The following is a 14,530-nucleotide window of genomic DNA, read 5'->3' on the forward strand; positions in this document are numbered from 1 at the left end:
ACTAGGCGAGACGCAGGTCAGGCGTGTCGCAGTCGCGTGCGCGGGCGGGCTGGGCCTGCGGCGTTGGCGCGTTTGGGCTGGATGGGGGTGACATCGGTAGGCGCGGCTGTCGATGCCTGGGGCATGGCTGCGATTCGGCGCAGGAGGGTTGGGGCCATCGGGTGTTCGCTGACCAGTTGGCGCAGGCTCTGCCTGGACATATAGCGGTAGCTCTGGGGCGGGTGAAAGTCGCCTGCCGAGCGCATGTGCGAAAGGGGTACGTGCTGTGAGAGGGGTTCTACGTCCCGCAGCACGACCGCGGAGGCGTAACGAGCACCGTCGGTGTAGTCGTCGAACTCGGCGCGGCTGAGGGCCGTGCGGGTCGTATGGGTGGCCCAGACCTCGGCAGGGCGGGCCACCTGAACGTGTTCGACCTGTGCGGTGCCGACCAGTGCCATGACCGGGGATGTGGCGTACAAGATGACCGGCGTGCCGACGGGGACCGCCACGCGCTGCCTGCGGATCTCGACCGTCTTCGTGCCATCGAGGATCGAGTCAGCGAAGCGGGGGTGGAGCGACAGCAGCAGTGCGCGTTCGTTGTCGTTCACCGTGCGATATGGCCTTCCCGGTAGAGGGCACTGAACAGTTGCGGCGGGATCTTGGAGATCGACTGTAGCCGCAAGGAGTGACGGTGCTCATCCGCCAGGGCCCTCAGCCGAGAGAGCGAGATCGGGCGAGGAAGGATCTCGGTGTCGGAGAAGAGCAGGGCGCGGGCAAGACCGTCCGTGTTGGCGGCCTTGTCGATGTGGCGTCGCTCCCACACGCCGAGGTGTTGGAATCGGGCGTGCAGGGCCCTGCCCTGGTCGACGACGGTGTCGTCCAGCCGGGAGCAGGCGATGACCTGTTGGACGGTGCGGTTCTTGTCGCTGCTGGCGTACCACAGGATCCGGGCCGGGACGCGCTCGCCGGCGGAGCGTGCAGCGCGGTAGTAGACGTGTTGGCGGCTGATGCCGAGGCGGTCATTTCGTGGCAGCAACGAGGGGGAGAACTCGAACAGGTCGCTCGCGAACAGGGGCCAGATCGGGACGAGGAAGCTGGGAAGCTCGGCATCGGTGATCTTCGCGGGCCACCAGGCGCGCTCTACCGCGTAGGCGGCGGACGCAGGCATCGACGTGGGCAGCTCGGGGGTGTCGAATCCGGCGAGGGCACCGGCTTGCGCGGCGAGGTCGGTGATGCTGGCGGCATCGGCGCAGGCGTCGAGCACGAGGGCGACGAGTGTGTCCTGGTGCGATTGGAAGCCGTCCTCGGCCGCAGCGGTGCGGATGTCCTTCGACATGTGGGGATCGCTCAGCCGAAGGACGGAGATCCCCTGAGCGCGGCACATTCCCTTCAGCAGAAACAACAGCTGGCGTGCCAGGGTCCGCGCGAGGGGGTGACTCACGGCTGTGCGTAGCAGGGAAACCTCCATTTGCCCGTCTTGCTGGCACACGCAGTACAGAGCTGCCGGTCGGCCGTCACCGTCGAGGATCCAGCGGCGGTCCCACGTGGCGGGTTTGCTGGCCAGGTCGCGCAGACGGGCGTTGAAGGTGCTCTTGCGCTCTCCGCCGGGCTGGTCGAGGAACACCGCAAGCCTCTCCTCCTGCCCGGCCGGAATGGCACCAACGCTGAACGAGGTGCCCAGCAGATCGCGGCCCTGATAGGCCTGCGCGCGGATCAGCTCGTCCACGTGCACAACGATGTCGCTGGGACGCAGGACACGGACGTTGCAGACGGCCTCAGCGAGCGGTCCGATGGAGGTGGTGAGGAAGTTGTCCCTGGACACTACGTAGCCCACGCCGCTGACAGAGGCCTCGGCCACGTATCGAAGGTCGAGCAGATCGTTGGGCTCGCGAGGCAGATCGAGGCCGAATTCGGTCTTTGCACTGACCAGCATCTCCTGCACGAGTGCGTCGGCTGCCGCCCGGTCCGGGTACATACGCTCATGGTTGCTGGCCAGTGCCAGTTGCCGCCGGCGCTCGGCCGGGTCCTTGAGCTTGCCGATCTCATCGACCAGCGTAGGCGGGACCAGGAGGTCGACCATGTCCTCGATCCACGGGGCGGTCAGGCCCTGCGTCTCCTCCCGGCCCAACCGGGAGTCGCGGGAGTACAAGTCCGCAAAAACGTTCAGGTCCATCGCGACCCGGAACTGAGCAGTCGACTCCAGGTCGGTGAAGAGGTTGGGGTGGTGATGGTCGCGCCACCAGACGACCAGTGGATGACGATCTGCGCCTCGGCCGTCGACCTCGTTGGTCTGCTCGAAGCCCAGCGCGGTCCACATCGGCTCGAGTCCGTAGTCACGGCGACACTTGAGGCCAATGCCCGAGCGGTCTTGATGCAGCTCGCTGATCTTGTCGACGAGGAGGCGTGCGATGCCGCGGTGCTTGAAGCGGTCATCGACACACAGATGCGCGAGGCGGATGCGCTGACCGGGTAGCGCGAACAGGGCGTACCCGGCAAGTTCTCCGCGGATGGTCGCCGCCAAGAGCGTACGGCTGTGCGCAGCCTGCACGAACGCGGCGCCCGCAAGGAACCCGAGTGTGGCCCTGTTGCTGTCTCCCAGTTGGATCACCGCATCCAACAGTTCGTTGGACGGATCGACCAGCTGAACACGGATGGGGGTAACAGGCCCGCCGGATGAGTTCTCCACGTGTCACAGCCTTCACGCTGATCCCGTATGAATCCACCGATTTGACGATGTTGGGCTAGATCGCGCCTGCCTGACACCGAGAGCTTAGAAACCTGTCGAGGGCGAAGCGGGAATGCAGTCAGACTGCACGGGTGGCTAACTTGCAACTTCCCCGCCACGTAGACGTCCGGCAGGCATAAGCAAGGCCGTGCCCTCGGCATGGACGGGGCTTCCCGAAGCGGCATCTGTGGGCAGACAGAGGGCATGCCCCCCTACTATCCAGGAGTGCAGGCGGTGGGGTTCCAGTGGCTGACTCACCGTGCTTCCGGCATCCTCTACGGCATCGGCACGGACGCCGCACGCGCTGCAGGACACGTGCGGCGCCATCTTCAGCACTGACGGATCGCCATCTGGCCGCCGAGCCCCCGTAAAGGGAGCACGGCCGCACCGGATTGTCAGTTGACAGTGCCTGTCTGCCACAGCACCGAATTCTGGTACACGATACGGATGTTCCCGTTGGTGCCGATCATCAGCACAGCGCCGTTGTGTCCATCCGTTCGCGTGGACCAAGCGGTTGATCCGTCAGTGGAGTAGACGACGAAGTTGCCGTCTTCCTGGAAGACCGCTGTAGCGCCGTGCCCCGTCGTCCCGCTCGACCACGTGACCGTTCCGTGGTGCGTCACGACGAGGTTCCCGCTGGTCTGCAGCGTCAGAGCGGTCGGACCGTTGACGATCGAGTCCCCCAGGGCCAAAGCCCTGGTACTCGTCACTGTCAACGGCTTGAGGTTGTCGCCGAGGGGCTTCGCAGGCGCCTGTTGACTGCCGGCAGCGGTCGGCTGAGTTGGCTCCGACGACGAGGTGGTTCCGTCATCCGCCGAGCCCTGGCCGAGCCCCTTGTCCGATGGAGGCGGGGAAGGGGTGGGTGATCCCGCAGGCGGGCGTCGCGTCGCGGAAGTGTCCGGCGAACCGTGCCCGCCGGTCACCGTCCCAGCGGTCGACGGCATCGTCGCCGCCTGCTGTGTGGGGATGTTGCGCAGTGAGTCCGCATCGGTGCCCTGCCAAGTCCCTCCGGCGGGACGCCGCTCATCGTTGCCACTGAGAAGGAGAGGAATCCCGGCCAGGACCACCACGGTGATCACGGCTCCGGCCACGAGCAGGCGTCGACGCTTGCTGGACTGCGCGTCTTGGCCGCCCGGGTCGGCCGGGACCACGGGCGTGGGTGCACCGCTCGTGGTTGCACTGTCGGCCCGCGGACTACGGCCTGTGGCACGTGGGCGACTTCCGGCCCGGCTTCCTGCTCCAGTGGGCGGTGCGTCCGCCCAGGATGTGTCGGGGAGTGTCGACCCGGTGGCGGCGGATTCTGGGTCGGGGTGGTTCTCCTCAGGCGGCTGAGCCCCGCCTCTCACGCCTCGCAGGATCCGCTCGACCCTGGCCCGGTCCGGGGCGCTCCATGTTGCATGGACATCCGGAACGATGTCCGGCGGCACCGTCTCAGCCGTCTCAGCCGTCTCGGCCGAGTCGGCCGACCCGGCATGATCCCCAGCCGGATGCTTCGCCCTGCGCGGCAGACGAAGCAGAGGGTCTCGGCCCGCGCGATTTTCGGATTCGGACTCAGATGATGACGGCATCGGTACTCCCGCCCGTGGCATGAGATGAATATGACTTCGCTGGAGTTTCGTGCTGCTCGTCCGACACGCAGGCATCGCGGTCGACCCCGGGACGTGCGACTCCCTTGAAATTGGACTGCGACAATCGCTTCGCCGATGACACGGGATGCGGCGCCTCGCGACCGAAGGACTTGGCCGGGAAGCCCGGTTGATGGAAAATCCGTCCGCCTGGCAATCGGCGCCAGAGGACGGTGTTCGAAATCGGAACGGGCGGACAGAGCTGAACGTCCTCGTGATAGGTGAACGGGGAAAGTGCTCCAGATCATGGCAGGTACTGGCCGGCCGGCCATCGGAAAAAATCCTCATCTTCCGTCTCGGCCAGCGCGCAGTCTCTCCCATGACGGTGAACACGTGTCAGGAGAAATCCCCGGTTTCAACGCGGGTTCCTGTGTCGACCGTCCTTGGCGAGGGCGCTCGAAGTCGGGCAGGGGGACTTCTTCCGCATCGTGGACGCCGCCTGCCTGGATTGGAATATGAGCGTCGGGATGGTACCTCCGGACCGGCGGGCAGCAGAAAGCCTTTCATTGAATGAAAGTTTGGCTCGGCATCCCGAGTCGACGGGCGACTCTGTGATCGACGACGCATCTGCGGGTCTCGTGTACGTGAGTGGAATCCCGCTTGCTCCGCACCCGCATCGCATGTCTCAGTCCGCTGCCATTGACGGGTGGGGGCCCATTTTATTTCAGGTCGGACAGTGGACCCATCAGGGCCGTTGCCCTGTGCGGCGTGCTCCGAATTCATCGGGGCCGTTCTCCGGCCGCTTCACCGCCCCTGGGTCTTCGAGCAGCGCTCAGAGCTGCTGCTTCTGAAAATGGTCTTGAGCATGCCAAGACGGGAAGCGATCTTGGCTTGTGCGGGAAGGGCACTCCGTAAGGCGGACATGGGCGCAGGTCAGCCCGACTCGTGAACGGCCCACAACAGGGCCGTTCACGACTCGGGTCGGGAACGGTTCACGAGATCCCATCCAGGTCAGTTCTCTGGATGGGATTTCCTGCGTCTCGGGCCGGGTACGGCTTGGACGCCGCTTCGGGGGAAGCGGCGAGCGGAGCCGGCGAGTACGGACCGGGCGTCCGCTGGTATCGGGTCCGTGGTGATGAACCCCGCCTCGGGCCGGAGGCGTTGGCTGATCTGCACTCGGCGGACTGCCACGCCTGACGGTGCGGCACGTGGCGGACACCCGGATCGCGTGCGCGTCAGCCGGTTGCCGGCCGACCGCCGCTGTCGGCAGCGCCCGCCGCCGCCGCGTGCGCGGCCCGCAGGATCTGCTCGGACAAAGGCGTGCCCGCGGTGGCACGGGCAAGCAGGAGGCCGCCTACGAGCGTGGCATAGGCCGCCAGGCCGGCCTCGCCCGGTGCGATCCACCGCGCAATCTCCTGGATGCCGTTGGCGTAGGTCTCCCGGTGCTCGGGCTCGCGTGCGACGTCACCGGCGAAACCGGCGGCGGGGCAACCAGTGCCGGGGTTGTCGCGGTGCTCGACAGAGCAATAGGAATCGAGCAGCGACTGCCACGCGGCCTGGTGCCCCCCGGTCTCCTGATCCAGCGCCACAAGGTCCTGCAAGTTGTCGGAGAAGGCCTTGGCGGCCGCTTCGTCGACGAGAGCGGCTTTGGAGGCGAACTGCTTGTAAAAGCCGCCTTGGGTAAGGCCGATCGACTTCATCACATCCGCGATGCCCACGTTGGTCACGCCGTCCTCGCGGAACAGCCGGGAGGCCGCCAGTACCACTCGCTCCCGATTGGCCTTCGCTTCTGCTTGCGAGACGCGACTCATTTATCACCCTCCGTAATGCCGGCCGGTCCGACACCGCCGGTGCCAGATTAGGCTCGCGGTCCGCAGCCCGCTGCCGCTCCCCGCCGGGATCGGTGTCCTGTAAGATGGCGAACAGAATCTAATATTGCATCGCCACCCGGACCGACCGGGGTCGGCAGATGTCTGCTCAAGAGCCGAAGCGGGCCCCTCGGTGCATTGCCCGTGACGTCGTCGTGCTTTTCGCCGATCGGCCGGACATCCATTCCCCGTGATTCAGGTTCCGGTGGCAACTGTCGTGGAGCAGCCGTAAGGAGTCCCGGCCGCGCGGCCCGCCGCCGATGTGCTGTCCCGTCCGAGCGGGCGAGATCCGCGACATACCCGGAGAGGGACCGCGCAGGAGGCCACCATGACGACATTCGGACCGCCGGCCGCAAAGGCCGCCGGGCAGGTGCTCCAGGAATGGTCGCGCATACTGGACTGCTTCTCGGTGGAAACGCCGTACCTGCACACATCCGACATCGTCCGCATGGCCGGCGTGCCGTCGTCGGCCGTGGCGGACATGCTGCCCGCGCTGGTCGACCAGGACCTGCTGCGGCGTGACGGTCCCTTCTACAGCGTCGGCCTGCGCATGATCCGGTGGGGAGCCTCGGCCGACGCGGCCTCGGAGCTCGTGACAGCGGCCAGGTCCTCGCTGCCTGCCCTGCGGGACCGGACCGGGGAAGGCTGCGGCCTGCAGATACGCCGGGGCAGCATGCACGTCACCGCGTTCTGGGCGCATTCACCGCAGGCGTTCGCGTATCCCGGATACGTGGGCCGTGTGCAGCCGCTGCGCGGCAGTGCGGCCGGTGGCATCTTCATGGCCCACGACGCGCATGCCCTCCGACTCGCCGGGGAGGGTGGCCCTCGGCCCCTGGAGGGCTCCTTGGAGCGGATCCGCCGCCGCGGCTGGACTTCTGTCGACGACCCGCGGTTTCCCGGAATGGGCACCTTGGCGGCCCCGGTGTTCGATGCGAACGGCGCCGTCACGGCCGCTGTCACCCTCGCAGGACGCATACAGAAACTGACCACCGATCGGGTCGAGGAACTCGCCGCGCAGGTCATGGGGTACGCACTCGGCATATCGCGCTATTTGTCGGCGTGCGGGTGAGGGTGCCGGAGTCGGAGCACAATGCGCTGCCGCGGCAGGTGGGTTCGGCCCATCTGTCGCGGAAGACTGCTGTCCCCATGCGCGTTGAACACCCCCGCTCGACCGTCGCGTTCAAAAGCGGCGCCCGCGTTACTCGATTGCCTTTCACGTCCCGGGAAACAGCGCGTGGTTGGACACGCGGTCCCGTCTCCCGCGCCGGGTCGTGGTGGAGAGGTGACGACGTCGCTTGACGTACCGAACCGCCCGTCGCACAGTTGAATCACCTCATTGGTAAACGGCTTTCATTCAGTGGAAAAACGAAAGGCGGTGGAGCTGTGACCCGTCCGGAGCCGCGTGGAAACCGAAGACGTCACCGCAACGGTGCGGACCCTCACGTCCCATCGGATCTCAACCCGCCCTTTTCCATCGCGATGGCACGAAAGCCGCGCCATGTTGATTCGACGCAGCCCTTCCAGGGACATCCGGTCGCTCCCCCGACTCGTGATGCGCCACTTCCCGCACACTCCCGTCACCGGCGGCGGAGCCCGCTCGCTCCGGGGTCCTGAAGTCCCCGGGCTGCCGCAGGCCCATTGCCGCCGCACGCGCACCCCGGGCTTGCGTGGTCGCGCTGTGCCGCCGCTCCTGCTGATCGCGGCCATCACCTCGGCCGCGTCGTTCGCCCCGCTCGCGATTCACCTGTCCCCCCTGCTCGTCGCGGCCCCTTCGTGCACCGGAACGTTCGCACGAGCCCGCTTCACAGGCGTCGTCGCGCTTCTCGCAGCAGCGGCGGTGCTTCTCGTGGACCGGCACGACGGCCTGCTCCACTCACCGCTGCTCCCCATTCACATCGGAGCGGTCCTCATCGTCTCCGCGTTCGTCATCGCCTCCCGGGCGCTGCACGACCGCGACTTGCGCGAACTGGCCCAAGTCCGGGCCGTCTCCGAAGCCGCCCAGCGCGTGCTGCTCCGGCCGATCCCGAGGGAGCTGGGCCCCCTCATCGTCGCCTCGATGTACCGCGCGGCGGCGGCACACGCACTGGTGGGCGGTGATCTGTACGCAGCCGCCCGTACCGGTCACAGCACGCGCATCCTCATCGGCGACGTCCGCGGAAAGGGGCTGCCGGCCATCGACGACGCCTCCGCCGTCCTGGGCGCCTTCCGGGAGTCGGCCCAGCAGTACCGCACCCTCCCGGAACTTGCGGCCTCCCTGGAACGCAGCGTTCGCCGGCACCTCAGCGAGCTGCCCCGTATCGCCCCCGACAGCAGCGAGCGGTTCATCACCGCCCTGCTGATCGAGCTCCCCGACGACGAGGACATCGCCAGGGTCGTCAGCTGCGGGCACCCGCCGCCACTGCTGCGCCGGGGCAGCCGGTTCACCCTGCTTCCCGTCACCCGGCCCGCCCCGCCGCTGGGGCTCGCGGCGGACACTCCCAGGGCCTTCTGCCTCGAAACCGTCGCCTTCGGCCCCGGAGACACCCTGCTCCTCTACACCGACGGCCTGGCGGAGGCCCGCGACTCCGCAGGCGACTTCTTCTCCGTCCTCGACCGTGCCGAGACATGGACCTGGGACTGCCCCAGCCGCCTCGTGCAGCACATCAGCGTCGACGTGGACCGGCACGCCGGCAAGAACCTCCAGGACGACCTGGCCCTCGTCGCTGTCCATCACCCACGGCAGCCCGACCGTTCCGATCAGGCTCCGTCGTGAACGTCCGCAGTGCGAAGGCCCGCGCGGACAACCCGAACTCTGAGCCGCGCATCCGGGGCGCACCGTCTCGCAGGGCGCTGCGTACGACACCAGAAGGGACGGTGACGAGGATGGCCACGCCGAGACTGCTCCTCCGGCACCCGAGTGCACTGCTGGCCGGCTATCTCGCCGCGACCTGCGCAGTGCAACTCAACGCCTCCGCAGTGGGCCTGGTCCGCTGGTCGGACTACTCGGTCCTGGCGCCCCCGATGGCGGCGGCCCTGCTGCCCGTACGGCACACCCTGGTCGTGGGAGCCTCCACGCTGGCGACCAGCGTGGCCATCTACGGTTTCGCCATTCCGGGCGTGTCGGAGGGCGGCCGGACGGTGGTCATCGCCGCGGCCTTCCTGTCCCTGGCCATGAGCCTGGTCGTCTGCCGCGTCCGGACCGGCCAGAAGGCCAGGTGTGCCTTCGCCATCCCTCCCCCGGGCGGCGAGAAGAGGGGCCGCATCGCTCCCGCGCCACGTCGGGACACCGGCGATCTCTGCGCGTCCCTGCTCGCCGGGGGATCCCCGGCCGGGCGCCTCCCGCAGCCGGCAGCCGTGGAACTCTCCTACGGCCGGGCCGATGACGGAGGTCCGCAGGCGCATTGGCTGGACGCCATCCCACTGCCCGGAGCCCGGGTGGCACTGGTCGCCGGCAGCGTGACCGAGGACGGAGAACCGGCTCCCACCCTGATGCCCGAACTCCGCGCCGCGGTACGCACGCTGGCGGACATCGACATGCAACCGGACGAGACGCTGACCCACCTCCAGGACGTCCTCCACCGGCTCCAACCGGACGAGGCCGCCCACGACGTCACGGCAAGCTGCCTGTACGCCGTCTACGACCCCGTCACCGCGGACTGCACCCTCGCCTCCGCCGGCCATGCCGCCCCCATCGTCATCAGCCCCGAAGGGGTGCCGATCGCCGTCGACCTTCCCTCCGGAACACCGCACGGACGCACACGAGCACAGGTCGCGACCGCCGAGATCCGGCTCGGCAAAGGCAGCGTGCTCCTGCTGCACACGCACTCCGCGCCGCCGACCGGATCCGGGTCGGGCTCCGGGTCCGGGAGCGACGGATCCGCCGTGCCCGAACGACGCATCGAGCCGCAGTCCTCGCTGGCGGCCACCTGCCACACCGCCCTTCAGGTCCTCGCGGCAGAGGGTGGCCCCCGTCAACTGCGCGTGCTCGCCGCACGAACCCGCACACTCGACACCACCACCGTCGCCACGTGGGACCTCGCCGCCGATCCGGCGGCCGTCTCCGCCGCGCGCAGACATGTCACCGCGCAGCTGACGGACTGGGGCCTGGACGACGCCACCCCCACGACCGTCCTCATCGTCAGCGAACTGGTCACCAACGCCATCCGCCACGCCCAGCCACCGCTGCATCTCCGCCTGATCCGCTGCGACGCCTGTCTCACCTGCGAGGTCACCGACGGCAGCACCACCACGCCGCACCTGCGCCGCGCCCGGACCCTCGACGAAGGCGGCCGGGGTCTGTTCATCGTCGCCCAACTCACCTGCCGCTGGGGCACCCGCCACCATGCACACGGCAAGACCATCTGGGCCGAGCACACGCCGCTGCACGGACCATGAGAGAGCGCGGGGATGCTCGGCGCGGCTTTCCGTCAGCCCGCCGCGACGACCAGACCGACACCCTGGACCAGGGTGTGCGCCGCGGTGCCGGAGTCGCCGAGGTAGCCCGCGACCATCGCTCCGTCCCGCAGGGCGACCACCAGGTCGGCGGACCGCCGGGGGTCCGCGACCCCCATGGTCGCGAGGGTGTCCTCCAGCAGCTGGCGGAACCACTCGCGGTGCCTCAGCACGACTTGGTGGATCGGGCACTTCCTGTCCGGGTACTCCGCGGCCGCGTTGATGAAGGGGCAGCCCCGGAACCCCGGACCGCAGATCTCCTCGCCGATGCTGTGCGCGACGACATCGAGCAGCGCCGCACCGCCCCCCGTCTTCTCCGCCGCCACGGCCACCCGGGCCCGGATGTCGTGGTCGGTGGCGTCCAGGTAGCCGCGTACCAGGTCGTCCTTGCCCTCGAAGTGCCGGTAGAAGGTGCCGCGCGCGATGTCGGCCTCCGCCATCACCCGGTCGACGCCGACGGCGCGAATCCCTTCGGTGTAGAAGAGCCTGCTCGCCGTGCTCAGCAGCCGCTCCCGCGCCGCCGACTTGCGGCCGGTCGTGACAGGCCCGCTGTTCGTCTCGGTCATGGAGACATTATATAGAACGTTCCTTCCACAATCTGGTGCCGGCGACGGTGCGCCCGGAGACGGGGCCGCTGTACGGGCCGATGCGCGGCCAGGCGTGCTCAAGGCGCAGGTCCCCATGTGCGGACCGGCGGTAGCGGCCATTCCCCGGCGGGAGGGCGGCAGAAATGGCCATGAGGAGCGGACGGCCTTTGCCTGCCGGAATGCATATATGGTGCCCCGGGGTCGAGGGGGTGCCTTTTCCGTGCTGCGCGTCGCGCGCGTTCCGGCATTTCTCGCATGGTCGCACCTGCTGCCGGACGGGCACCCCGACTCCGGCCCCACCGGCGCGGGCACCCCCGTGACGAGGGGGTTTGCCGTGTCCGGACGCCACATTACCCTCCGCGGACGCCCGCCGGATTCCGACTTTCACTCAGTGAAAGAAATCTTCTCCAGGCGTTTCCAGGTGTGCCGAAGGGTTTACCGGAAATGCAGCTCGGTACGGTGATGCCGAAGTCTCGCGCGGTAGCATGAAGCTCCCCTTGTCGATGAATTAAAAAATATCCGCCGAGTGAACCCGCGCGGACGCGGACGGCTGACGGGAGCGTGGACGGGTGGGCTACGGCGACCCCTTTGACGACGGAGCCGCTGGCGCTCTGGTGGGGCGTACCAAGGAACTGGATCGCATACGCGACTTCCTCGGCGCCACCGACCGTGGCGGGGCGCTCCTGCTGTCGGGGCAGGCGGGGGTGGGCAAGACGGTTCTCCTCAACGCCGTGGCGCAGTCGGCGTCCGCGACCGGGACGCGGGTGCTGCGTGCGGCCGGCGTCGAATTCGAGGCCGACGTGAGCTACTCCGGGCTGAACCAGCTCCTCTTCCCCCTCTCGGAGACGTTCGGTGATCTGGACGGCACCCATCAGGAGGCCCTGCGGGTCGCGCTGGGCTTCGGCAGCGGTGCGTCGCCGAACCGGCTCGTCGTGTCCAGCGCGACCCTGATGCTCCTTCGCCAAGTGGCCGCGTCGGACTCCCTGCTGCTCGTCATCGACGACCTGCAGTGGGTGGACCGCGCCAGCGCCGCCGTGTTCGGCTTCGTCGCCCGCAGGCTCGGCGGCAGCCGGGTCGCCTTCCTGGGCGCCGTGCGGCAAGGGAGCGAGTCCTTCTTCAACCGCGGCGGACTGCCCGAGTACGAGGTGCCGCCCCTGGACGAGGCGTCGTCGCGGGCCCTGCTCGACGCGCGGTTCCCGAACCTCGCCGAACGTGTGCGGCGCCGACTGCTGTCCGCGGCCGAAGGGAACCCGCTGGCACTGCTCGAACTGCCCACGGTGCTGAGCGGGCAGCAGCGCATGGCGCTGGAGAACCTGCCCGCGGTCCTGCCGCTGAGCCAGCGGCTCCAGGCGCTGTTCCTCTCCCGGGTCTCCGGCCTCCCGGCTGCCTCCCGCCGTCTGCTGCTGCTCACCACCATGGACGGGACCGGCGATCTCGGGGTCCTGCAGGCGGCGGCGAGGGAGGCCGACTGCGGAGCCGACCTCGAGGATCTCGCCCCGGCCGAGCAGGACCAGTTGGTCACCGTCGACGAGGGCACCCGGCGGCTCGTCTTCCGCCACCCCCTGATCCGCTCGGCCGTCGTCGACGCCTGCTCCAGCGCCGAACGCCGCGCGGCGCACCGGGCGCTGGCCCAGGCTCTGGCGCATCAGCCCGAGCGCCGGGCCTGGCATCTCGGAGAGGCGTCCGTCGAGCCCGACGAGCAGGTCGCCGCCCTGCTGGAGGAGACCGCCCAGCGCATCACGGCGCGCGGCGACGCCCTGGGGGCGGTCGCGGCGCTGATACGGGCCGCCGACCTGAGTCCCCACGGGTCGGACCGGGCCCGCCGCCTGGCCGAGGCCGCCTACATCGGTGCCGACGCGACGGGGGAGCTGCGCGGCGTCTCGGAACTGCTCGAGGACGCCCGGCGCGCCGACCCGGACCTGGCGGGGTCCCTGCGCTCCGCGGCTGCCGCCGTCTATCTGGTCATCAACGGCGACGGGGACATCGACACGGCTCACCGCCTGCTGGTGGGCGCCATCGAGTCAGGCACCCACCAGTACGACGCCGAGGACAACGCTGTCGTCGACGCCGTGCACCTGCTGCTGCTCCTGTGCTTCTTCAGCGGCCGTGCGGAGTTGTGGGACCCCTTCTACACCGCGCTCTCCCGGTTGCGCCCGGAGCCGCCCGCACTGCTGTCCGTCGCCGGCAGGACCTTCTCCGACCCGGCCCGTTCGGGAGCGGCCGCGCTGGACCGGCTGGAGGACATCCTCGGCGGACTGCCCGAGGAGACCGACCCCGGCCGCATCGTCCGGGTCGGCACCGCGGCGCTCTACCTCGATCGGCTGCCGGCCCTCCGCGAGCCCTCGTGGCGGGTCGTCCGCCAGGGACGGGACGGCGGCCCGGTGCGCCGGCACCTCGGCGCCTTGATGCACCTGTGCCTGAACGACTACCTGACCGGCAGGTGGGACGAGTGCGTCGAACTCGCCGAGGAAGGAGCCCAGCTCTGCGAGGACTCCGGATACCGGTTCTTCACCTGGTACTTCTGGTACTGCCGGGCCGTCGTCGCCGCCCCCCGCGGGGAGGACGCGACCGTCGCCCTCCTCAGCGGCCGCATCGAGCGATGGGCAGCGCCGCGGGGCGTCGGGACGGCACTGCACTACGCCCGGCACATACGCACCGTGGCCGATCTCGGACGCGGCGACTTCACCGGCGCCTACGGGCACGCGACGGCGATCAGCCCCGCGGGCACCTTCGCCTCCCATGTGCCGCACGCCCTGTGGGTGATGATGGATCTCGTCGAATCCGCGGTCCGCACCGACCGCCCGGCGGAGGCGGCCGCTCATGTACGGGCGATCCGGGACAACGACATCGCCGCGCTCTCCACGCGGCTCGCGCTCCTCGCCGGCGCTTCGGCCGCTCTGTGCGCCACGGACGACGAGGAGTCGGTGCGCCTGTTCGGCGACGCACTGGCCCTGCCGGAGGTCGGGCAATGGCCGTTCGATCTGGCCCGGGTGCGGCTGGCCCATGGCGAACGGCTCCGGCGGGCCCGTGCCAACACGGAGGCCAGAGGGCAGCTGACGCTGGCCCACGACGCCTTCGCCGAGCTCGGCGCCCGCCCCTGGGTGGATCGCGCGGCCAAGCAGCTGCGGGCCGCCGGATGGGTCGCGTCGCGGACCGAAGCGGGCGGGAAGGTGCTCACGGCGCAGGAGCGGGAGATCGCGGACCTGGCGGCATCGGGGCTGAGCAACAAGCAGATCGCCGAACGGCTCTATCTCTCGCACCGCACGGTCGGAGCGCACCTCTACCAGATCTTTCCGAAGCTCGGCATCACCTCCCGCGCGGCGCTCCGCGACGCGCTCGGCGCCCTGGAGGAGTGAGGCCCGCACGCTCCGCCTG

9 protein-coding genes are annotated in these 14,530 nt (G+C 69.2%); 4 read left to right on the plus strand and 5 right to left on the minus strand.

What is annotated here, in order from left to right; all coding sequences use genetic code 11:
- Positions 1 to 17: 17 nt before the first annotated feature.
- The 4 genes from ACIP64_RS18385 to ACIP64_RS18400 all read right to left on the minus strand — a co-directional run bounded on the left by ACIP64_RS18385 (position 18) and on the right by ACIP64_RS18400 (position 6,080).
- Positions 18 to 587: an ASCH domain-containing protein gene (locus ACIP64_RS18385; protein ID WP_401587530.1), complete on the minus strand. Its 570-nt coding sequence runs from the start codon at positions 585 to 587 to the stop codon at positions 18 to 20.
- The gene (locus ACIP64_RS18390) at positions 584 to 2,665 is read right to left on the minus strand and encodes a GNAT family N-acetyltransferase (RefSeq protein ID WP_401587533.1); all 2,082 of its coding nucleotides are present in this window, start codon (positions 2,663 to 2,665) and stop codon (positions 584 to 586) included. The genes ACIP64_RS18385 and ACIP64_RS18390 overlap by 4 nt, the downstream gene beginning before the upstream one ends.
- A gap of 434 nt (positions 2,666 to 3,099) precedes the next feature.
- The gene (locus tag ACIP64_RS18395; protein WP_401587535.1) at positions 3,100 to 3,783 is read right to left on the minus strand and encodes a hypothetical protein; all 684 of its coding nucleotides are present in this window, start codon (positions 3,781 to 3,783) and stop codon (positions 3,100 to 3,102) included.
- 1,721 nt (positions 3,784 to 5,504) lie between these two features.
- A complete protein-coding gene (locus ACIP64_RS18400) occupies positions 5,505 to 6,080 on the minus strand; it encodes a TetR/AcrR family transcriptional regulator (protein WP_401587537.1) in 576 nt (191 codons plus the stop codon).
- A 385-nt stretch (positions 6,081 to 6,465) separates the two neighbouring features.
- Between ACIP64_RS18400 and ACIP64_RS18405 the strand changes: the two genes are divergently transcribed.
- The 3 genes from ACIP64_RS18405 (at position 6,466) to ACIP64_RS18415 (ending at position 10,511) form a co-directional block, all read left to right on the plus strand.
- Positions 6,466 to 7,206 carry an IclR family transcriptional regulator gene (locus ACIP64_RS18405; RefSeq protein ID WP_401587540.1) on the plus strand — a complete coding sequence of 247 codons (741 nt, stop codon included), beginning with the start codon at positions 6,466 to 6,468 and terminating at the stop codon, positions 7,204 to 7,206.
- 609 nt (positions 7,207 to 7,815) lie between these two features.
- Positions 7,816 to 8,889: a PP2C family protein-serine/threonine phosphatase gene (locus tag ACIP64_RS18410; RefSeq protein ID WP_401587543.1), complete on the plus strand. Its 1,074-nt coding sequence runs from the start codon at positions 7,816 to 7,818 to the stop codon at positions 8,887 to 8,889.
- A 110-nt stretch (positions 8,890 to 8,999) separates the two neighbouring features.
- Positions 9,000 to 10,511, plus strand: a complete 1,512-nt coding sequence (locus tag ACIP64_RS18415) for an ATP-binding SpoIIE family protein phosphatase (RefSeq protein ID WP_401587545.1) — start codon at positions 9,000 to 9,002, stop codon at positions 10,509 to 10,511.
- A 32-nt stretch (positions 10,512 to 10,543) separates the two neighbouring features.
- Here the strand turns inward: ACIP64_RS18415 and ACIP64_RS18420 are convergent, their stop codons facing one another.
- A complete protein-coding gene (locus tag ACIP64_RS18420; protein WP_401587548.1) occupies positions 10,544 to 11,134 on the minus strand; it encodes a TetR/AcrR family transcriptional regulator in 591 nt (196 codons plus the stop codon).
- A gap of 635 nt (positions 11,135 to 11,769) precedes the next feature.
- Here ACIP64_RS18420 and ACIP64_RS18425 point away from each other — a divergent pair.
- A complete protein-coding gene (locus tag ACIP64_RS18425) occupies positions 11,770 to 14,511 on the plus strand; it encodes an AAA family ATPase (protein ID WP_401587550.1) in 2,742 nt (913 codons plus the stop codon).
- Positions 14,512 to 14,530: the final 19 nt, after the last annotated feature.

Source organism: Streptomyces sp. NPDC088733 (genome assembly GCF_044751185.1).
Classification (GTDB): domain Bacteria; phylum Actinomycetota; class Actinomycetes; order Streptomycetales; family Streptomycetaceae; genus Actinacidiphila.

Excerpts from the sequence above, each read along its gene's own strand:
- ACIP64_RS18400 (WP_401587537.1), bottom strand. The coding sequence starts at position 6,080 with ATGAGTCGCGTCTCGCAAGCAGAAGCGAAGGCCAATCGGGAGCGAGTG.
- ACIP64_RS18405 (WP_401587540.1), top strand. The coding sequence starts at position 6,466 with ATGACGACATTCGGACCGCCGGCCGCAAAGGCCGCCGGGCAGGTGCTC.
- ACIP64_RS18415 (WP_401587545.1), top strand. The coding sequence starts at position 9,000 with ATGGCCACGCCGAGACTGCTCCTCCGGCACCCGAGTGCACTGCTGGCC.
- ACIP64_RS18420 (WP_401587548.1), bottom strand. The coding sequence starts at position 11,134 with ATGACCGAGACGAACAGCGGGCCTGTCACGACCGGCCGCAAGTCGGCG.